Genomic DNA, 20800 nt, shown 5'->3' with positions numbered 1-20800 from the left:
CAGAATAGCTGCCTGTCTTCGGGAGCGAAACTAATGATAAATGTTATGGCGATGATGTTGGAAGTCCGGCCCTTTAGGACCGGGATATCCACATCCTATTTACCATTCCCACTTTGCGTCCGTTATTCCCAGTGCCTTGAGCTTCTCCTTCAGCTTCTTACCCTCTTCCTCTGTACTAAAAGTCTGCTCTACCTTTTTCCCACTTTTATCTGTATATGTCACTTTCAATGATATCCCCTAACTAAGTTCCACCTCATCGCTTAATAAATTTGTGCTGAGACTCTATCCTCACCTATAAGTGCGGATAAACGAAAAAGCAATCGCTCTTATCCATATGATAACTTACCCATAGAAGTAAATATATAGGAGGCCTGCCTATTCCAAACTCAAAGAAGGTCGACCCCCTCTCTTGCAAAACGCCAACGCTCTTATCCATTTGATAACTTGTTCGCAGAGGTACTGGTCCTGCTATGCTCTCGTTTCGACTTATCTTCGACTGAGTCGAAGGCCTGGCGGGCGAACTGGTGGATTCAGCAACCGGCTGGATGTCCTTCAAGTTGCTGAATGCATAAGAGCGAACGCCAAAATCACCAGATGAACACGATACCTCTGGCCTTGGGCTCAACTCAGCATGTTCAACTCAGCAGGTATTTCTGCCCCATCTCAGGGATGGTGACCTCTGAATCGAACTCGGTTCTGATTGCCTCTGCAAGTGCTCTGGTTGCTCTTGGCTCTCCATGGTTGAGGAAGACCTTGTCCGGGAACTGCCTGAATGAGCGCAGCCAGCTCAAGATCTCCTTTCGGCCGGCGTGGGCTGAAAATGCATCCATTGATGTGATCTGGGCTTTAACATCCAGGTCCTTATCCAGTATACGGATCTTCCTCGCCCCGTCCAACAGCCTTCTACCTATCGTTCCATCAGCCTGATAACCTACAAAGAGTATTGTGGAGTCCTTCTGCTCCAGATTCTTTATCAGGTGATGCAGAACCCGGCCGCCGGTGCACATTCCGCTTGCTGAGATTATGATGCGAGGCCCTCTGTGATCGTATATGGCCTTAGACTCATCCTGCGATCTTGTGTACTGGATCCCAGGAAACTCAAGCGGGCTATCGCCACTTCTCAAAAGAGAGAGCGTCTCCTCATCAAAGCATTCTGGATGACGGGCGTAGATCTCAGTTGCAGAGATCGCCATCGGACTGTCGACAAAGCAGCTCACCCCACTAAGCACTCCCTTTTCAGCATATGGATTCAGCTCGTACAGTATCTCCTGCGTCCTCCCGATGGCAAAGGCTGGAATGACAACGTTCCCGCCCCGCTCTAGAGTCTCAAGAATGATATTCAGCAGTATCTTGCCTCTGTCGGCGATATTCCCATGATCCATATCGCCATATGTGGATTCAAGCACCAGCCAATCTGCTGCATCAACCTTTTCAGGATCACGAAGAAATGGAGCACCTGGTCGTCCGAGATCACCACTGAAGACCAGCCTCTTCTTGCCGAACGATAACTCGATCATCGCCGATCCCAGGATATGACCGGCGTCCATGAATCTGATCGAAAACCGACCCAGGTCATGCTCTTTGTTGTACCTGATAGGTGTGAAGTGCCTCATGGCTGCTGCAACATCCTTCTCCTCGTAAAGTGGTCCAGCGAGTGGTCTGCGTCGCTGATCGCTTTGGTGGCTCTCATGCTCTGCTGCCTCCATCATCAGGTGTGCAGAATCCCTGAGCATGATCTCGCAAAGGTCCGCTGTAGCAGCGGTTGAGATGATTTTACCTGAAAAGCCCTTTTTGATCAACAGCGGCACGCGGCCGCTGTGATCGATATGTGCATGCGTGAGGATTAGCACTCTTATCGAGCGAGGATCATGACCGAAGTCCGCCTGGTTTCTGGATGCCTCATTGCCCTGAAAGAGACCTGCATCAATCCCGACCCGCATGCCCCCTGCATCCAGAACCATGTGCGAACCTGTAACACCACCCACTGCCCCGTGAAACTCTAGATTCATCTTTCCAGCGTTGTTTCTGTTCCAAAATTAAGCTTTCGGCACTGATATATCCAATACACTCCCATCCATCTGATGACCTGGCCGAAGAGACACCAGTCGTCCTATGCGCTCGTTTCGACTTATATTCGACTGCGTCGAAGAGTTTCGATGAAGTCGAAACTGTCAAAACCCATCGACGTAGTCGAGGGCCTGTCGAGCGACTGGGTGCATCCAGCAACCAGCCTGCACGACCTCAAAGTTGCTGAATACATAAGACCGCGGGCGACGCTCTTATCCATTTGATGACTTGCCTGAAGGAGCACGGGTTGTGGTATGTGTTCTTGGCAAATGAATAAGTGCTTTCAGCAACCACGTTGCATGCTATACAAGTTGCTACGCATGGAGCGAGGCTGAATTATGGAGGCATAGGATGGCAAGGATCGCAGCAGGTGTCTGCGAGCATATCGGCATGCGTGAGGTGATGGAGGATGTGCATGCAGTTCGTGATCACCCAGGTTGCTTCGGTGCCGAGGTCTTCGACGGTCATTACGGCCCACTCGCCGCCCGGACTGCAGCCGCGTTTTTGACCCCATGCTTCTGGTCACTCCGTTCTATGGAGGCGAAGAAGCCCGAGGAGGCGCGCCGGTCGGATCTGGAGCTCCTGAGAGAGGCATACCTGAGAACGGACGAGGCCATAATCGCCCGTGGGATCCTGGGGGGCGCCGCTGCTGCCACACTCCTCCTGCTTGGAGCGAGGTTTCTCGCTGCCAATGTGGGCGATGCGCGAATAGTTATCGGCACTGCCGGCGGCAGCAAACTCCTTACCATGGACCACAGGCCGGAGCTGCCTGAGGAGACGGCCAGGATCGAGTCGCTGGGCGGCCGGGTGATACATCTCGACATTCCCAGGGTCCAGGGAGAACTGGCCATCAGCCGCGCACTGGGCGATGCCCACCTAAAGCCATATGTGAGCGCAGAGCCGAGGATTGTCGAAGGTGTGCTCGGAAGGGAGAACGACTGGGCTGTCCTGGCCACCGATGGCATATGGGATGTGATCTCACCCGCTGAGGCGATACTCGCATCAAGAAAGAGCAGTGACCCACAGGAAGCTGCAGAGCTGATCGTCTCAATCGCATGCTGGCGGGGAGCGCACGACAACATGACAGTCATAGTCCTCGATCTCCGGGGCTGCACCATAGAACTGACGCGGGGCTCCATGGAGATCTCTGTTATTCACGAGGGGTAGGTGGCATAGATGATACCATCAGAACGCAAGTATTAAGAGTTTGAGGGATAGAAAGAGCCTGCAGGATATAACTGGCCTGAAGCTGGGGCCCGGCGATGCTCTGGACGGGCGGGTGAATCTGCTCCACAAATCGCTACATTCTCGCTACGAGAAGAACAACTGGAACATGGGGGTGAAACTGTAGCTAAAAAATTCAGCAGCAAGTTGTATAGAGCAGCTAGAATTCTGAACGATATAGAGACAGTTGCCTCAGGTGATCCGAAGAAGATAACGCGCCGTGCGAAGAACAAGCTGCTGGGCAGGTTGCTGCGAAAGATCTGGTGAGCCGGCTAAGGAGCAAAACATTTTTAGTCACTATCTCACAGTCTCTCCTGATGGGTGACATCGTCCTTTCACACTTCGACGTCAGGGTGAGATTCGAGTCTGATGCGGATCTCGCCCGCTGGCCGGGGGATGTGCTTCGGAGCGGATTCGGGGCGCGCCTGAGGGCGCTCGTCTGCGCAGGCCGCCCAGGACCCGGCGCGCCCAGAGACTGCACCGGCTGTCAGCTCGCAGGCGTATGCGTCTACGATTTCTTCTACAACAGCCGTCCTCCGGAGGATGCAATGGTTCTCAGGAGGCAGCGTGACATCCCCAGGCCGTTCGTCTTCGACCCCCCACTGCCGGGCAGATACTCTGCAGGATCCACAGCAGGGTTCGGGTTCACACTCATCGGTCGCGGTATCGATCACATGCCCTACTTCCTGGTGGCCCTCAGGAACCTTGGAGAGAGCGGGATGAGCCGCGGCTACCAGCGGGGCTATGGCAGATTCACCATGGAATCGGTCGACTCGATCGGATACGGCACGCGGGTTAACATATTCTCCGGCAAAAGGGTCTTCAACAGAGCTATAAGGCTGAGCTACGGGGAGATATTAAAAGGATCAACGGATCACACCGGAGAGCTCACCATTCGCTTTCTCACACCAGTCCAGATTAAGGAGAACGAGCAGTTCACTGCGATCCCGACATTCCGAGGCCTCATCTCCAGGTTGCTCTTCCGGGCAAATGCGCTGGCCGAGTTCTATGGGTATGGAATGCTGTACGATAACGATACCGTTCTCTCGCTCCTTGGAGAGTGCAGATCCGTTACGGTAACAGGCGCCCGCATCCAGGATGTGAGAGCAAAGAGGTACTTCCACAGGCAGCGGATAAAGATGCACACCCTCCCACCATTCTTCAGGGGCGAGATAACATACAAAGGCGAATTCTCCCGCGACATCATGGCCCTCCTCGAGCTTGGCAGGCTCATCCATGTGGGGAAGATGGCCACGTTCGGGAACGGGCTGTATGAGGTTGTGGTGTGAGGTCAAAATCTTCAGCAATGCAAAAGAAGATTCGAGTATTGCGAAATAGCACCAGACAGGTGGGGTGATAGATGATACGTTCTTTCGTTCGTCCGTTCTCTTGATAAACCGCGCTCAAAGCATAAGTCCAAAATCCTCGCTATAGTTTGCTTCCACAACCCAGGTCCAGTTTGGATCTATTTTATAAGCCTTACCTGCATCCCGCAGGCGAGAAAATTGCACCCAACGCAATGGAACAAGAAGCTGGAGGGCCTCAAGCGGTTGATCTTCAATAAGTCGCCGATATTCTGGCTCAAGATCCGCTGGCAGGACCTCAATACTGTCAAATGCCTGGTAGAATGCCTCTTCTAATTGCTCGTCCGATTCGAATGCCCGCAACGTGGACAAGCAACTTTCTTTAAACTCATCAAATGCCTGTTGATACCTGCTACTCCAGCGCTGCGCGATTGTCTCTTGATATACCTCGTTTAACCAGTCAGAGATGCGTTCTTCGTCAATCATCTGGTCGGCGTTCTCCGATAACACCCTCAACGCCGCTTGCACCAAGTCTTTATCGTAGATGCCTTGGCCATCGGATGGTTCGGTGAATACACATACTGGAGCCCGCCCCTTCAGACGACGTCTGTTGATTCGGCCAAACCGCTGGATAAGTGCCTCCAATGGGGCCGGGTCAGTGTAGATCACATCCAGATCAATGTCCAAACTCACCTCGACAACCTGGGTCGCAACAAGTACTATGGGCTTCCGTCCACGTGATTGCGATCCAGTCGCCTCTCGCACGATTATCTCTTTGCGTAGCCGGTCCTTGCTGTTGAGACGACTATGTAGAAGAATGACTTCAGTTCGGTTACCTAGTCTATATTTCATCTCCATGTAAGCTTGCTGTGCGCGCTTCACGGTGTTACAGCATATCAGCACTGACTGCCCAGACTCTATAACTTCGGCTATGTGCTCTAGCCAATGCTCTGTCAGTAAATCGCCATTAATCAGTTGCAGCTGATGCCGACGAAATCGAGCAAACAACTCCGGCGTGGCCCGAATAAAAGTGTACTCTCCCAACGCATTGGACAATTGCGATTGAAGCAAGCCTGGCAGCGTTGCTGACATCACAAAAAATCGAGCTCCAAAATGTTTACGCAGGAACTCTACCGCACCCAGAATCATCGCCAGCCGATCAGGCTCATAGGCGTGAACCTCGTCCAAGATGAAAGCTGCATTAAAGAAATCGCTTAGTGAAGCTTCATAACTCTTCAGTCGGTAGAATGCTTTGAGGATTTGATACGGGCTGAGCACTCGTACTGGGAAGTAGTTCAGTCGTACCAAATTCTTGGTCCACCGTGCTGCACGAGCGGCTTGCTGTGGGGTGTAGTCTTCGTCCAACCAGTGCCGATAGAGGGCTAATATGCTTCGGCTATGTTCCAGACCCACCTGGTCAGGAAAAGCTCTTTCGTTGAGCCGATCGTACATGGCATTCATGCTGGCCTGGTATGGCAGCGTGTAGAACAGCCGAGGTACCGGTTGCCCCCCTTCGGCCTGTGCGCATGCCCACAAGAGAGCAGATTCAGTCTTGCCACTGCCAGTCGGGGCTATCAGCACTGCAGATCCACGTGTTGCGGCACATGCCTTCTGGTGTGGGTATAGAGTACTTTCATTGATTTCCAGCCTCGCCAGCAGATCAGCTGGTCTTGCCGGCAGTGGAGCTGGCGATTTGCCCATGTGGGCTGATGCCAAGTGGTCAGATGAGATCATGTAGCCACGTAATGCCAGAGTGCCGATGACTAATCTGCGCTCATCGCTATGGTTGAGGTTCTTTAACCATTTGCGATATATTCGCAGCCAGTATCGGATGCGCATTGCTCCATGCTCCCGTATGTTTCGCAGAGCGTCAGTTTGTGATGGTAGGGCAGGCAGCCGGATACCGACATCTCTCAAGCCCAGTGCCTCAATCCATGATGCTGGGCACTCATTCAGCCAACGCCAGAGGCCTATTATTGCTCCATCATCGATCTCTTCCACCCGTGCAGCCAGTGGATCCTCATCAGGATCCCTCGGATCCATGTACATACGACCGATCACATCGGCATCTTTGTGATGCGATACAATAGCTGCGGCAATCCACCTCAGTTCTTCATCTGATGCAGCATCAGAGAGCCAGTCTAAAAAGGCCAGTGATAGCACTTCATGGCGATGGGGCCATCTCGGACCACCACGTAAGAGCTCCTGGAATCCCCTGGCTGCCTTGCCGAAATCGTGCAAGAAACATGCCCAGAACAGGCAGTTCCACAGGCTTGGAAAGCCAATCGCTTCAGGCAGACCTGGTCTCAGAGAGATCACATCAGCAAGTCTTTCCAGCACATGCCATGTGTGTCGTGCTAGGGTTTCTGCATGCCCACTCTCTCCTTTACTGGAGCTTTTAGCCCATAGGACTTCTTCCAGCCAGTCAGGCCATAAAGGGGTTGTCATTGTACTCGCCCACAAACGTATGGAAAGCAAGCCCTAGGTGAGCTCCATTTATCTCTGGCGAGGTTGGGTCAACCCAGAACTCGGTGTCGTTTGGCAGATCCCCAAACTGCAAGAAATTCTCGCTGTGTACCCGTCGTTTCAGTACCACGTAGCGGGCGAATGTGGCAGCACGACCCTGTGCATAATCCAAGAAGCGTGGCATAAGGACCACATAGCCTTGGGCAACTTGCAAAGCCATGCGATATGGTAACAACGTATGCTCGAAGTAGGCGCGTTTGGCCCGCACCAAATCTATCACGCTTACGTTGATATAGGTGAAGAGATCCTGCGATCGTCCAAGCACTACTGTGTACCGAGGACTGCGAAAAGCAGGCTCCCACTCAGGGCGATTGATATAGAGCATAAGACGCGGCTGAAAGAGCACGGTGCGTTTGAATGGATTCACTTCCCCTTCCAGTACCTTTGGCAAAGATGTTTTGGGTAGCTTGCCACTTGCCGGTACCACTACATGAACATGTTCTATGTCATCGAATGAACCCTGGTGGGTGAAGTGGTAGGCAAACTCCACACCTTCTGGTGAGACCCACTCCCCAAGAGCGCTGCAGATGTGACCATAGATGGTTGCTGGTGGCGGCATCTCGAAAGTGGGGTGAACGCCATGCATGAAATGTGGATAGCGGAAGGACGTAGTAAGCCCCTCCGCCACCACTTTGAGAACGCGCATGGTAACCTCCTTGATATTGCAGAACGGATCTTGGCGTTAATCAAGCCATTGCGCATTTTCAGGCTTTTTGAGGGTCTCAATGAGTGCACTGAATGCCTCTCGTGGATGGCTTATCTTTATGCGGTTATTCTCTGCTTGGCGTACGAACTCTTCCAACCTAGCGCGCTCCTCATCTAAGTATCCACGCACCCAGCCAACATAGACATCAGAAAGGATATCGTCACTGAATACTGTCAGTGCTTCATTCAACGCCTCAAGCTTGAGTTCTGGCAATCCGCGCGAGTTAGCGCCAATGATACGTCCGAAGGGATGATTGCCCCCCCTGGTCACGGCCAGCACGACAAGCGCTGGAGAAACATCAGTGTAATGGAGGGCCTGCTTGGCGCCGCCTTCCAGCCTGGCCATACCCTTAAACAGGGTTGTTATGCGCTTAAGACGTTCTTCAAGCGTTAATCGGTATGCACTCACATCCTCTAACTCCTCCAGCCCGACTTTCTTTGCTTCCTCGATTCTGGAGTCGTCCAGGTTGCGAAAGCCCGTTTTCTGGCGGTACCAGAAGGTACCACAAGCGTGTAAGTCCAGAGAGAACAGACCTTTTAGTGTGGCACGGTAAAACTGACTGCTGTAAGGTACAGGATCACCATCGTGCCGGCTCATAGACTCCCAGTCTTCCACAATGTTGACAGGTGCAATGGAGACGAGAGTGCTTACCCGGAAGGGCGAAGCCCTTGTTATCGTATCACTGGTTGGTGTCTCAGAAGAACGTGATTTATCCGCTCCACGTTGCTCTACAGCCTCCTTCTTCGTGGAAGGTGCTCGCATATACCCGAACAGGTCATCGTCCCAGTAGCGAATGGGGTTGGCATCAGTGTATGCCACCTTTTGTTCACGCCAGATTGGAGCGGCTTTCCAATCCGGTTCGGTTTGTTCCAGTGTAGTCCGCAACCAATAGCGGAAAGCCTGTGCTGAGACGTAAGGATACGTGCCCTCTCGAGTACGGATCACTTTTACCCCAACAACATTGTCGAATAATCTACCTGGAACATTTCCAAGGTTGTTCAGTGCCGAAGCCGGCGCATCAATCAGAAACAGTCCAGTTACGAATGCCATGCTAATCCCCTTAATGTTTGTGAGTGGTATTGGATCATGGAGTAGTTTCTAGCTCTTCGGAGATCTCCGGAACCGCCTCTGGCTGGCTGCCAAGCCATCCTTTTTGATACAGTTGCTCCACCATGCGGATCAGCACCAGATCGCGTGCCAATCGCCAGTCTGATCGCGCTATTTCATCGCCATTTTCAAATATTTCAATATAGGGGTCGAACTTGATAAGTGGGCTTTTTCCCTTCTGCACACAAGCCAGAGTGGCTCTGATGAGGTTTGTTCGGAAGTAATCGTAACGCGGCTCGAAGAGAGCTGCAAAGAACTTTTTATCGTTCTCCTCGAACACGTAGTCTGCCAGGCGATCGGCCAACGTTCGTATTTGATCTATGCGATCTTTTTCCATGTTCATTATCCTCCTCAAGAACAGTTCAGTGAGTTTCCATGAGACGAGATTTGCTTCGTCTCTGAGCGAGTACGTGCGACGCGGGTCGCCTTCAAAGCGTGTACGAACTGGGATGCGGAGGAAGTAGCAGCGTAGGAACTGTCGTGCGTTCTCCGGTAATTGTAATAGGTCTTCATACAACACATTCCTTTGGTGTTGTGTATCTTCTTGTATTTCTTTCTTCTTTTTATTTTTGGGTATCGAAACCCACCAGGCCCTTTGAACGAGGGCGTTCCATTCCGTTTTATAATCTGGGCTCACGACTTGGCTCAGAAAGTCGGTGATCTCCAAAGGCAGATGGTATATATCTAGAGACGGTGTCGAGCCGAGGTTGCTTAGGTGGTAAGCCGTTACCGAGGAGGGGCGGCGCTCAATAGACTCATCTTGTCGGCTCTGTTCTATATCCAGCAAGGTCTCAATGAAAAATGTTCTGGCCGAAGCTCCTGCCTCTGGTAACTTCTTGCTACCACCTTGTTGCGCCAATGTAATCGCTTTGCGATTGTGCTCTAGAAACTTGGCTGCAAACTCGTAAGTGAGATCTGGGTTATCAGAGTGTACAGCAAGCAGCCTGCCGTTACACTTGGCACAGCCCAGTGGAAATGCTTGGATGGCTAGCAAAGCCTCACCAGATACAAGCAGCCCTGCATTACCCCAAGGAAAGAAGTTGATGACGTTCTCTCCGGTGATGAGAGGGATATGCTGGCGAAAGGCCCTGCCAGGTGGGAGTTTATCTGAGAACGCTACACCTACTGCTGGCTTTCCTGTAAACACACAACTCTCCTTTAACTTCGGGGTATCTGCCTTGTAGCCGTACAGGACGCGCTTTGCATATTCATCACGTTTTTCTGGCTTTTTGTTGAATGCCGGCTGTGTGAAGCCAGAATTCGGAAAGGCGACCGTCAAGAAAGTCTTGAGTGGATCCACAACATACTGCCTAGCCATGAAATCGGCTACCTTATCAAGATCGGTTTCCGTGAGTGAAGCAGGGTCGCGTTTCTTTACGAAAGCTGCAATTGTGGCAATCCCCACATCTACCAGTGGATGTCCTGTATAACTGAGCATGGTTTTCCTCTTTCCGAGATCATTTACTTCTGGTGCTCTCTTTCAGGTTGCTTTAGCTTTATTATCTTCAACTAGAGCAATCCACTATATTGCATGGCTACTCTTGTCGGGTAGCGCAAACCAACCCTCCCGAATTAGCGTTAGAGCGATACTTCCGTGGATAATTTCCTCTTCCACATCCCCTCACGCCCGATCTCGAACCACTCCGTATCCTCCACCAGTGTGCCAGGCTCCCAGCAGACTGTGGCTCTGGTCAGCTCGCATCCAAACGCATCGCTTTTCCTGGCATCTGTCCGTCTCCCCACCAGAGGCTCTATCATACCTCTTCCTCTTAAATCATTTGCGGGCGTGTGGGCCAGAATGGGCTCAGCCTTCCCGACCCTAACCAGTGGGCGTTCGCCCTCGAGGTTGTATCTCTCCTGACCAGTCTCGATCTTTTGGAACTTCAGGCAGCAGAGCCGTCCAAACCCGTAACGCCGTTCGCCGCCGATCTGCAGATCGTTCAGCCACTTGCGCCATTTTCCTACATCGCCCACAACCGCTTTCGCGATCTCGTCCAGAAAGACCTGGCCGCCGATGATTGTTCGCATGCCATCTTGAGCATACGGGGTGATGAACTCCACCTCATGCAGACTGCCATCTTCTGCAGATGTGGTCGCTGCATCCAGGGCGGTGGTGACGTGGGCACTCAGGTAGCGGCGCTCGAATTCAGCAACGTTGTAAGGTCCGTATTTCAGTTCCCCGGCATAGGCGGGCGAGAGCATTATGCCTTTCTCCTCGATGAACCAGTAGCTGAAGGCAAAGTGCTCTTCAACCCACTTGCCAACTCCGGCATAGTCTCCCTCTGGGACGTCATCTGTATGAAAACCGCGACGTGTGAGCGTCTCGGTGACCGCACCCCACAGGTTGCGCGCCGGGATGTAGCAGCGCGTGCGCTGCACGTTACCCACCTTGTGGTAACCGATGTGCATAGGGCTTTGCAGTTCGTATTTAGCCTCATACACCTGCCAGGTCATGCGCACCTCCTATCCCATAGCTTTGGCATGGTACCGGGCGTAGATCAGAGCCTGCTCCAGCAGACGCTTGGCGAGAAGGAGCTGATCCAGGTCGCCGGCGAGGTGTTCACGCACGGCTTTGAGCGGCGGGTCACTGGCACTTTGAAAAGCCTCGATACGTGCCTCTCGAAGAAACGCTGAGGCCTGCTCAGTGAGTTTATCTGCACCTGGTTTTTCGCGTTGCCCACGTGAGTCCTGATAAAGGAAAAACGCATACACGCCATCCTCCTGAAGGACGCCCAGGGACTTGGTGATGTGGTTTTCTGCGTGTTTGTCGATAGCCCTATGGACTTCATCTGCGATCTGCCAGCCGTATTTGGCGCACAGCTGATCAAGATTCACCCCGCTCACCTGTCTCACCTCCTGCATTCAGGTTGAGAACCTTGAGGCGCCCCATGCCGCGCGTGTTCATCCCGCCGATGCCGAGGCACTCGAACAGGGCGAAGCCATTATTCAGGGTTTCTTTCACTTTTTCCTTGCCGCCGTTCTCCTTTAGCGGCTCCTGCCCTGCGATTTGGTAGAACTTCGGATCGCTTACCACAACCTCGAAGTACAGCACGCTGGCGCGGGGGATGGCCTCGTAAGTGTAGAGCGCGCCTTCGGCGGCGGCGCCGGTGGACGGGTCAATGCTGACCGAGGTGCGCACCTCCAGGTTGTCGTTGACTATGTGGCCGAACATCTTATCTGAAACCAGAACGGCGCGGTTGAGAATCTCTGGTGGCACACAAGGGAGTTTAGAATTGTCGAGTGGGAAGCCATCCCCGGCAACCGTAAGCATCAGCCAGCCCAGGTTGAGGCGACCGCTGTGATTCACCCCTTGTGCCACTCGCACCTCGCCATCATTGAGTTCGTTGTAGGGATTTTCCAAATCTTTTACCACATCCTTTAACACCATTGGACAGGTCACCCAGACAGGACCTACAAGAGAATGGACTGGGAAGAGGATCAGCCGAGCATCCGAGAACTGCGCCAGCCCCTGGAAACTGGCGCCGCTGCCCTTGCTGAATCCAAAGGTTACGCAGATGGGGCAGTTGGGTTTGCCACAGTGCCCCTCATATCCGCGGTCCATATCTGCCTGTCCCTGCCCGGCGCAGCGGGGAAACTTGCATGTCTCCTGCATCGCTGCGTAGGTGCGGCATGCTCCAGCGATGCTCGTGCCCGGAATCTTGGGCAGGTTTGTTCCAGGCTCGCGCACGATCGACATGTCCACACGGCCCAAGCGGTAACCGCCTGTGCCGACGTGGATGGGATCGAGCGCGAGGGCGAAATATTTGAGCAATTCAGGTAACATTTCAGTCCTCCTTGAGCTTTTGTTTGAGAATGTGCAGGTAAAGCTCCAGACAGCGGGCAAAACGTTTGCTTACAACATCCTCTGGCGTGATCGGTCTGGGGTTACCATCTTTGTCCCTGCGCTGGAAAAGCCCGGCATCTTTTAGCGCTGTCTCTGCCAGATGCCTGAACTCCTCGCTGTTTGTCCCCCATGCTGCGCCTTTAGCCTCAAGCAGTGCCTGCAGGTTGCGGAGGCCGGTGATGGTGATGCCGCTTTTCCCCAGGTGGTCCCACATATCCATCATATGCGTCAGTTCGTCCAGCAGCATCAGGTGTTTCTCGGGATCAAATTCAAAGCGCTGCGCGCTGTGCTCCAGCCAGAGGTAGGCGAAGCGAGATGGGGTGACCTTCACGACATCATCTTCTTTCAGGTCGCAGACATCCACAAGCCAGTGCCCGTTGTGCTGGAATCGATACTGACGGTTATCCGGCGTGCCATCTGCAAAATATTCCACAAACATATAGGGGTACCAGATGTCACAAGTTTTGTTGTCGCCCATCTTGATTGGGAATTTCATGATCAGCCTGTCCATTCCCTGGGAGAGACGCAGATACTGGTGCTCATGTCCCTCACAATCAGGGCGGCAGCACTCCACCTTCCAAGATTCTTCTTTCAGCAGCACATTCAGCATCCGCCGTGCGGTGTCCATCACCGCCATCAGGGGCATCTTGCGCTGGAAGAAGACCAGGCCAAGGAAGAGCGGCAGACGGTTCTGGACCTTGCCGAACTGTTTGGCGTACTCTTCCCTAATCCTCTTGGCGATCTCCAAAGCATCGATGGCGGGAACGAGGGCAAGGAACTGATCGGGTGAAGACAGAAGCGGCAGGAATGGCGTGTATCGATCTATTCTGTTGCTCGGCTTCTCCAAACTCTGCACAGTAAAGGTGATTTTGTTACGTTGATTATTGGGATCCTTCACGGAGATCGTCTGTCCCTCTTCGAGTTTTCCTGTCAGTTGCAGGTTGATGATGGTGATGAAATGGTTCTTCTCTTTGATCCAGAGCAGGCTGATCGGCTTGCCGTCCACCGTGCCATCGTAGGGGACATTTTCTTCCCAGCCATCCTTCCTGTCGGGAACAACCAGCAAGCGAGTGCAGCGCAGGTCAGAGTGTTCAATGTCTTTGCCGTACGCATGCTTACCAAGGATCTCTTTTTCCACGGTCTCGCTCCAGAACCTTTGGCATGTCTCCCAGACGCGACGCAGACGAGCAGGTGAGGGGTTCTTGGGCGTACAACCGGCAGGATTGTTCGGCTCGGCCCTGACCAGCATCGTCTGTACCAGCTCTCCAGAGAGCCAATCATCCAGGCCGAATTTGCCGACGATGAGCGCTACGCGGCCGTTGGCGTCGGCGATTTCGTCCATCCAGATGGTGCGGTAAGGGTCTTTTTCCCAGTCCTCAATGCGGGAGCGGCGGCGCTTCTCACAGTGCGTACAGGCTTCCCGGCCCTCTTCCATCGGGCGCAGGCGGCAGACGGGACAGAGTTCCCACTTCCCATCGCCAACCTTCTCCCAGTGCTGCTGCCAGCGAATGCCCAGTTTCTGGCCATCGAAGGGCTGCGCCAGGGCCTCCAGCGCCTCTTTACGGGCTTTGGCCAGGATGCCCTTGAGTTGCTCGGTGGCCGTTTGCCCATCCCCCACCGTGACGGCGATGCGCGGGGCGAGTTCGGGTTCAACCTCTTCCACGCGGCGGCAGATTTCCCGCGCCAGGTCGGCGGGCAGGTCGAGGTCGGGGAAGGTGAAGTAAATGCCTGTTGTGTCGCGGTAGACCTCATTGCCGAGCGGGTACTCCTCTTCCACCAGCTTTTTTGTACGCTCGCAGGCCTCCTCTACGGAACGCTGATATCCGAGCAGGTCGGCGATCTTGATCGCCTTGGCGTAGAGGCCGAGCACGTCGAAGTTTACGCGCAAGAGACGCCATTGGGGTTTGTTAATATCAATGTTGCTGCTGAGAAGGAATGTTGCCAGCGCTGTTTTATAGAGTGTAGCCACCGAGAACGAGTGATCCCACAAAGTTACGTCATTAGCTGAGCGCCTAGTCTCCCCAAGCCCACATTGATACGCAACTCGAGCCAGTTGTACAACTCCTGTACGCTCTTCTTCAGGTCTGGCGGGAAAAGCCGAGAGTTTTGTTGCTACTTCGCTTGATAAATTACATCTGACACTGTCTATATCCGCTACGTCAATCCGAGACGTGAGTGTTTCGCTCCCAAAAGCCGTGGCAATAAATGTTTTGTCGAAGGGCTGTTTGGCTTCTTTAGACAAACCCTGATCTTTTGTTGTGCCCTTGTCCGCGCCTGAATCAAAACCATCACAGCGATTTAATAGTCGGACGAGAAACGAACTATGCCTGTGCTTGTCATGGTGCAAAACAAGATCCAGTAGCTGACCGATCTGCTCATTATTTGGAATTCCTGGTAATCGCAGCATATCGCGTAGGGAACGTTGCTTGAGTGCATTCACAAACTGTTTGTCCACAAAGTCTGGCAGCTTTTCGACCGCATTTTCATGCGCAAAATCTTTTGATCGAGATGACGGATAAATAGACATCTGATCGATAAACTGAGTGCTCAATTTCCCAACATCGTGCAGCAGCGCCCCCACTTCCGCCAGGAGGAGTGCCTTGCGGTTGTCTTCCAACGGCTTCAAGCTAGAAACCGACATTGTTCACCTCCTGTGCCAGGTTGCTCAGTCGCGTCAGAGGCTTTTCACCCCTCTGTGTTATCACTCTGCCCCAAATCTCATCTTTTGCCGTCCCGTACCCGCTCGTCCTCTTTGCGGAGAAGCCGTACGTGAGCATCATTGCGCTCATGGCTTCGGCAATCAGCCGCAGGTCATCAGCGGCCTGCTGGCGGATTTCCTCCTCATCCTCTCCAATCAGGTCGAACGGAACGTACAGGAGCGAGAATGTGCCCTTTGCGCCGGCGGGGACGCACTCAAACAGAATCGGATTCGTTCCAACCTTTCTTGCACGATCATGGGGATTGATGATCTCCAGACCAACACAGCAGAAGAAAGTTGGGTAAAACTCCAAACACCCGGCCCGAAAATCTTCATCTTCAACCTTGGGATTACCAAATAATCTGACTATCTCAGGCCGTGTATCATCCCAGTTCTCTGTTCGTCGCAAGGCAGATCGCAAATTGCCTTTCCATGATGATGCACGAATCATGGGTAAGCCAAATACATGATCTGAGGCTACTGGATTGTCAATAATGTATGATGATACATCATCATGGGAAATATACGGTTTGGCAAGTTCGAAATCAAATTGTATAAACCAGGATCCTGACGGCAAAAGATCAAGATCTGGTTTCGGCATGGCAATTTCACGAAGCAATCCGTCTACGTTCCACTTATGAATATCTTGCATTTGATGCTGGATAACCGCTTTTTGCCAAGCCTCACGCAAGTCGTTAGCCACATCCACATCTATCAAGCCAGCCTCTTGATATAATACCATCAAGGCAAAATTTTGATACATTTTGCTCGGAAAATCAACCTGCACACGCTTCAGCAATTCCTTGCGCTGCTGTTCGAATTTTTGCTTCAACAGTTTCTTTTGCTCCCTTCGGGCCCTGCGTATCTCATTCGCACTTTGAACCAACTGGTTAACTTGACTATTATACTGCTGCCAGATGATCAGTGCAAGATCCATCACTGTCCCCCTTATTCGCCAAATAACTCGTTCAGATAATCTTCGACTGCCTCTTCAACTTTTTTAAGCTCCATGGTTGGTGGCACAAAGCCAAATACACGAAGTGTGTAAGTTCCTTCACGACCTTTCCAAGGCATACTGAAGCAAATTCGACTTGCTGAGCGATCCTCATTGCGTCCAGCCCTAGTCTCACCCATCAGTTTGCAAATTTCATTTCTTCGCCACCTTTTTCCTATCAGCCACTGGCGAAAACCAAGTTGTTTTCCCTCAATCGAACCACCTTTGTAACGCAAATCGAAAGCACAAGGAATATAGTCTGATGGCACATCGCCAATGGTGCAGGAGTTCAAAATTGCCCGTATCACTGGATTGACAGGTAGGACATTTTTTAGTATAGATATAAACTGCTGTCGACTAGGATGATCTGGATTGTTGGTGCCTAGTTTGAATGCATCCAAACGGTCTCTCAAATCCCGTTCGGCATGGGAAGTATATGACGTCAAGACAGTTATTAGTTCAACTTGGCCAAAGCCGTGTTGCAACTTTGCGCCCAAACCGCCACACTTGGCTGCAAATTCTAATGTCCAGGCCAGTTGCGAAAAAGCATATTCGTCATCTTTCCCACGCCCAACGAAATCCAACCGAAATTGGCCGGACAGACCATTTGAATCCTGATTCTTGAAAATACGACTTAGCCAACCCTTGTTTGCTTCAAGAGTCGTGTAAAAATGGATTTTTTCGGGATTGAGATTTTCTTCAAAAATCTTGAGTCTGAATAGCCGTGCCCATCCAGTGCATCCGAAAAGATAGCATGCAGCGCAGATTTGTTTTTCCGGTGGCTCAGGCTTTTTCGGGTCGTACTCGCATCGTCCTTCCGCGGTCGGATCGCACGCATACCCGCCCAGGCCACGCACCAGGGCCTCATACCACCAGCGGAGCGAGCCGATCAGTCCCGTTTCATGCAGGCGATCGCAGGTCTGGTCCACGCCGCCGGTCCAGAGTGGCGTCAGCGTTTTGAGTTTGATCTCCATGCAAGCTGCTCCTCCCTCACATCCAGATTGCACAGCAAGCCTGCCAGCTCACACCCCATGGGAATTTTTTGCAACGTTATCTCTTACAACTGTATATATCTTTCGAAAGCTAATGCCCTGAAGCTCCTCCTTTTCCTCGGTATTCGCTTTGCGACACACACATTGATGCGTTGTGATTAGGTCCGGTGCTTTCAGTTCCCTTTTCATCGGGATTCGCCTTGCAACCCAGAGAGCTCTCCCAAGCCGTGGTGTCATAACACAGCCTTTCAGTTCCCTTTTCATCGGGATTCGCCTTGCAACCGAACGATCTCCGCGTCGATCCCGAGACGCTCGAGACTTTCAGTTCCCTTTTCATCGGGATTCGCCTTGCAACAGGTAACGACGCGGAGAGCCGGAAGGCCGATGCGTTTTTCAGTTCCCTTTTCATCGGGATTCGCCTTGCAACAATATGTCAGATGTTTGGAATACCGAGACAGGTGTGATTTTCAGTTCCCTTTTCATCGGGATTCGCCTTGCAACGAAGTTTGCGGGCTTCTTCTCGCGATAAAATCCCCAACTTTTCAGTTCCCTTTTCATCGGGATTCGCCTTGCAACGGATGGAAGTTCAAGCCTCTCGGGCACGGCATGGAGCGTTTTCAGTTCCCTTTTCATCGGGATTCGCCTTGCAACCTGAAGCGTTGGGCAAAGAAAAAAATAATAACAAGAGTTTTCAGTTCCCTTTTCATCGGGATTCGCCTTGCAACTCCGGTGTCGCGAATAATTAGAGCTGTAAAGTGTTATATTTTCAGTTCCCTTTTCATCGGGATTCGCCTTGCAACCAGGCAAAACAGGTACAGCAAACCATAGCAAAAACGACATTTTCAGTTCCCTTTTCATCGGGATTCGCCTTGCAACTCTTCAGCGCTCTTGAATCATATCCGGAAGCTCGAACTTTCAGTTCCCTTTTCATCGGGATTCGCCTTGCAACGGAGTTCTGCGAAAGCGACGATCGTTCCAGGTTGCCTTTCAGTTCCCTTTTCATCGGGATTCGCCTTGCAACTCATGCTCTCCTTCACAATCGGGCCATACGAGGAGACCACTTTCAGTTCCCTTTTCATCGGGATTCGCCTTGCAACGAGCCCGGCGAGTTAGGCGCCGGGCGCAAAAAATTTACTTTCAGTTCCCTTTTCATCGGGATTCGCCTTGCAACCCAGCCGACCGTTGGGGTGTCTGCGACTTTGCCGTTTCGGCTTTCAGTTCCCTTTTCATCGGGATTCGCCTTGCAACAAGCAGCCTGGCGGCAACTTCTGGATAGAAATCACAGAGCTTTCAGTTCCCTTTTCATCGGGATTCGCCTTGCAACTACAAACCCTTACGGGAGATGGAGCGCGAAGTTCGACCTTTCAGTTCCCTTTTCATCGGGATTCGCCTTGCAACGAGGATCTTTCTCGATGACAGCCACTCTCTCCGAACCCTTTCAGTTCCCTTTTCATCGGGATTCGCCTTGCAACAATACTTGGAAAGCTTGGGATATATAGGCGATATCAGGCTTTCAGTTCCCTTTTCATCGGGATTCGCCTTGCAACTGGTGATTCCGCGAGAAAGCGGTATCCAACGATCCCTTTCAGTTCCCTTTTCATCGGGATTCGCCTTGCAACACGAATCGGCCGTGTCGGCATCGAAAAGACATATCCATCCTTTCAGTTCCCTTTTCATCGGGATTCGCCTTGCAACTGATTTTGGCGGGCATCCTTATCTCATATGCTTGCCAGACTTTCAGTTCCCTTTTCATCGGGATTCGCCTTGCAACTTTCAAAGCCAACATTCGTGGAGAACAGTTCAAAAAACTTTCAGTTCCCTTTTCATCGGGATTCGCCTTGCAACTTTTGCAGGTCTGCAATACTATCCAAAATCGTTTGATCTTTCAGTTCCCTTTTCATCGGGATTCGCCTTGCAACAGTATATATAGTTTTCAGTGAGAGAATTAAAATTTTCGCTTTCAGTTCCCTTTTCATCGGGATTCGCCTTGCAACTAACTTCCATAAGGATTTGAATAAGTGGTCGTGTAATAACTTTCAGTTCCCTTTTCATCGGGATTCGCCTTGCAACTGGTGCATTTTCTTGTACACGGTCTCCCCTGTGGGGCTTTCAGTTCCCTTTTCATCGGGATTCGCCTTGCAACGAAGGTATTAAAGGGGCTCGGGAGCGTGGCAAAAGTTATCTTTCAGTTCCCTTTTCATCGGGATTCGCCTTGCAACGTTTCGCATACAAACCCAGATCCGTGACCATCATTTGCTTTCAGTTCCCTTTTCATCGGGATTCGCCTTGCAACACTTTTTCAAACCCGCTTCTCTCGCCAGGGACTTTATGTCCTCTTTCAGTTCCCTTTTCATCGGGATTCGCCTTGCAACGCAACCCGCCAGCTTCTACGGCGGGTACGCCTATATCCTTTCAGTTCCCTTTTCATCGGGATTCGCCTTGCAACCCAGCCTGGCCCGCGCCTCGTCCAGTGTGATAATATGCGCACTTTCAGTTCCCTTTTCATCGGGATTCGCCTTGCAACCGGAGGCGCGTCCTCTCATCCATATTGCCTCAGCTCTTTCAGTTCCCTTTTCATCGGGATTCGCCTTGCAACGTGTACATAGTTCAACATCAGTTAGCTCATGATTTGCCTTTCAGTTCCCTTTTCATCGGGATTCGCCTTGCAACATGAAATTTACCTGCATACCTTAGATGAAATTGAAGACTTTCAGTTCCCTTTTCATCGGGATTCGCCTTGCAACCGAGTCTAATGTAGGATTCCCGAACAGATTCAAACCCGCTTTCAGTTCCCTTTTCATCGGGATTCGCCTTGCAACCAACTTCCAGGAGTCCGGTTGTTGCGGGGGAGTTCGGTGCTTTCAGTTCCCTTTTCATCGGGATTCGCCTTGCAACGCAGACTCAGCATTCGGGAGGACAGGGTCTTCTCCACTTTCAGTTCCCTTTTCATCGGGATTCGCCTTGCAACTCATGAACAAGGCAGATCCACATCTCTTTCCAATAGCTTTCAGTTCCCTTTTCATCGGGATTCGCCTTGCAACTTTACGAAGTCGTACCCCTCATCCGAGTGCTTTGCGACTTTCAGTTCCCTTTTCATCGGGATTCGCCTTGCAACCTCGCGATTGGCGGCGAGAGGGCTGCTGAACTGGTCGGCTTTCAGTTCCCTTTTCATCGGGATTCGCCTTGCAACCGCCGGAGTGGTTGTAGCATCATATTATTCTATATCACTTTCAGTTCCCTTTTCATCGGGATTCGCCTTGCAACTTGCAACCCGCCCACCCTCACTGCCCAGCACAGATCACTTTCAGTTCCCTTTTCATCGGGATTCGCCTTGCAAC

14 protein-coding genes and 1 CRISPR repeat array are annotated in these 20800 nt (G+C 51.9%); of the genes, 3 read left to right on the top strand and 11 right to left on the bottom strand.

Annotated elements, in window-relative coordinates:
- Positions 1–635 precede the first annotated feature (635 nt).
- Positions 636–2009: an MBL fold metallo-hydrolase gene (locus QHG98_08935; GenBank protein ID MDH7597841.1), complete on the bottom strand. Its 1374-nt coding sequence runs from the start codon at positions 2007–2009 to the stop codon at positions 636–638.
- Between the two features lie 409 nt (positions 2010–2418).
- Between QHG98_08935 and QHG98_08930 the strand changes: the two genes are divergently transcribed.
- From QHG98_08930 to cas6, 3 genes are all read left to right on the top strand, one after another.
- Entirely contained in the window at positions 2419–3234 is an 816-nt protein-coding gene (locus QHG98_08930; protein ID MDH7597840.1) for a PP2C family protein-serine/threonine phosphatase, read from the top strand.
- Positions 3235–3274: 40 nt separating this feature from the next.
- On the top strand, positions 3275–3418 hold the full coding sequence (locus tag QHG98_08925) for a hypothetical protein (GenBank protein ID MDH7597839.1): 144 nt from the start codon (positions 3275–3277) through the stop codon (positions 3416–3418).
- A 190-nt stretch (positions 3419–3608) separates the two neighbouring features.
- Positions 3609–4580 (top strand): CRISPR system precrRNA processing endoribonuclease RAMP protein Cas6, encoded by a 972-nt coding sequence (cas6, locus tag QHG98_08920; protein MDH7597838.1) that lies wholly within the window; start codon positions 3609–3611, stop codon positions 4578–4580.
- A gap of 114 nt (positions 4581–4694) precedes the next feature.
- On the opposite strand, the gene cas3 is transcribed toward cas6, so the two are convergent.
- From cas3 to cmr1, 10 genes are all read right to left on the bottom strand, one after another.
- A complete protein-coding gene (cas3, locus tag QHG98_08915) occupies positions 4695–7073 on the bottom strand; it encodes a CRISPR-associated helicase Cas3' (protein ID MDH7597837.1) in 2379 nt (792 codons plus the stop codon).
- Positions 7021–7767 (bottom strand): CRISPR-associated protein Cas5, encoded by a 747-nt coding sequence (cas5, locus tag QHG98_08910; protein MDH7597836.1) that lies wholly within the window; start codon positions 7765–7767, stop codon positions 7021–7023. The genes cas3 and cas5 overlap by 53 nt, the downstream gene beginning before the upstream one ends.
- A 36-nt stretch (positions 7768–7803) precedes the next feature.
- A complete protein-coding gene (cas7i, locus tag QHG98_08905; GenBank protein MDH7597835.1) occupies positions 7804–8877 on the bottom strand; it encodes a type I-B CRISPR-associated protein Cas7/Cst2/DevR in 1074 nt (357 codons plus the stop codon).
- 34 nt (positions 8878–8911) lie between these two features.
- Positions 8912–10372 carry a type I-B CRISPR-associated protein Cas8b1/Cst1 gene (gene cas8a1, locus QHG98_08900; protein ID MDH7597834.1) on the bottom strand — a complete coding sequence of 487 codons (1461 nt, stop codon included), beginning with the start codon at positions 10370–10372 and terminating at the stop codon, positions 8912–8914.
- A 140-nt stretch (positions 10373–10512) separates the two neighbouring features.
- The gene (locus QHG98_08895) at positions 10513–11313 is read right to left on the bottom strand and encodes a hypothetical protein (GenBank protein ID MDH7597833.1); all 801 of its coding nucleotides are present in this window, start codon (positions 11311–11313) and stop codon (positions 10513–10515) included.
- Positions 11314–11397: 84 nt separating this feature from the next.
- Positions 11398–11778 (bottom strand): hypothetical protein, encoded by a 381-nt coding sequence (locus QHG98_08890; protein MDH7597832.1) that lies wholly within the window; start codon positions 11776–11778, stop codon positions 11398–11400.
- Positions 11759–12718, bottom strand: coding sequence for a type III-B CRISPR module RAMP protein Cmr4 (gene cmr4 / locus QHG98_08885; GenBank protein MDH7597831.1), 960 nt, complete (start codon positions 12716–12718; stop codon positions 11759–11761). The genes QHG98_08890 and cmr4 overlap by 20 nt, the downstream gene beginning before the upstream one ends.
- A 1-nt stretch (position 12719) precedes the next feature.
- The gene (locus QHG98_08880; protein MDH7597830.1) at positions 12720–15419 is read right to left on the bottom strand and encodes a CRISPR-associated protein Csx11; all 2700 of its coding nucleotides are present in this window, start codon (positions 15417–15419) and stop codon (positions 12720–12722) included.
- Positions 15406–16413: an RAMP superfamily CRISPR-associated protein gene (locus QHG98_08875; protein MDH7597829.1), complete on the bottom strand. Its 1008-nt coding sequence runs from the start codon at positions 16411–16413 to the stop codon at positions 15406–15408. The genes QHG98_08880 and QHG98_08875 overlap by 14 nt, the downstream gene beginning before the upstream one ends.
- Before the next feature lie 11 nt (positions 16414–16424).
- Complete coding sequence (gene cmr1, locus QHG98_08870; GenBank protein MDH7597828.1) at positions 16425–17444, bottom strand: type III-B CRISPR module RAMP protein Cmr1; 1020 nt, start codon at positions 17442–17444, stop codon at positions 16425–16427.
- Between the two features lie 118 nt (positions 17445–17562).
- Positions 17563–20800: direct repeats of the CRISPR family, unit length 37 nt; unit sequence CTTTCAGTTCCCTTTTCATCGGGATTCGCCTTGCAAC.

Source organism: Methanothrix sp. (assembly GCA_029907715.1).
In the GTDB taxonomy this organism is placed as follows: domain Archaea; phylum Halobacteriota; class Methanosarcinia; order Methanotrichales; family Methanotrichaceae; genus Methanothrix_B.
Note: the sequence above shows the minus strand (reverse complement) of the source record. Positions and strands in the feature narration are given on the sequence as shown.

Coding starts and splice junctions, on each gene's coding strand:
- QHG98_08875 (MDH7597829.1), bottom strand. CDS start 16,413: ATGGATCTTGCACTGATCATCTGGCAGCAGTATAATAGTCAAGTTAAC.
- cas7i (MDH7597835.1), bottom strand. CDS start 8,877: ATGGCATTCGTAACTGGACTGTTTCTGATTGATGCGCCGGCTTCGGCA.
- cmr1 (MDH7597828.1), bottom strand. CDS start 17,444: ATGGAGATCAAACTCAAAACGCTGACGCCACTCTGGACCGGCGGCGTG.
- cas6 (MDH7597838.1), top strand. CDS start 3,609: ATGGGTGACATCGTCCTTTCACACTTCGACGTCAGGGTGAGATTCGAG.
- QHG98_08935 (MDH7597841.1), bottom strand. CDS start 2,009: ATGAATCTAGAGTTTCACGGGGCAGTGGGTGGTGTTACAGGTTCGCAC.
- cas8a1 (MDH7597834.1), bottom strand. CDS start 10,372: ATGCTCAGTTATACAGGACATCCACTGGTAGATGTGGGGATTGCCACA.
- QHG98_08880 (MDH7597830.1), bottom strand. CDS start 15,419: ATGTCGGTTTCTAGCTTGAAGCCGTTGGAAGACAACCGCAAGGCACTC.
- QHG98_08930 (MDH7597840.1), top strand. CDS start 2,419: ATGGCAAGGATCGCAGCAGGTGTCTGCGAGCATATCGGCATGCGTGAG.
- cas5 (MDH7597836.1), bottom strand. CDS start 7,767: ATGCGCGTTCTCAAAGTGGTGGCGGAGGGGCTTACTACGTCCTTCCGC.
- cmr4 (MDH7597831.1), bottom strand. CDS start 12,718: ATGTTACCTGAATTGCTCAAATATTTCGCCCTCGCGCTCGATCCCATC.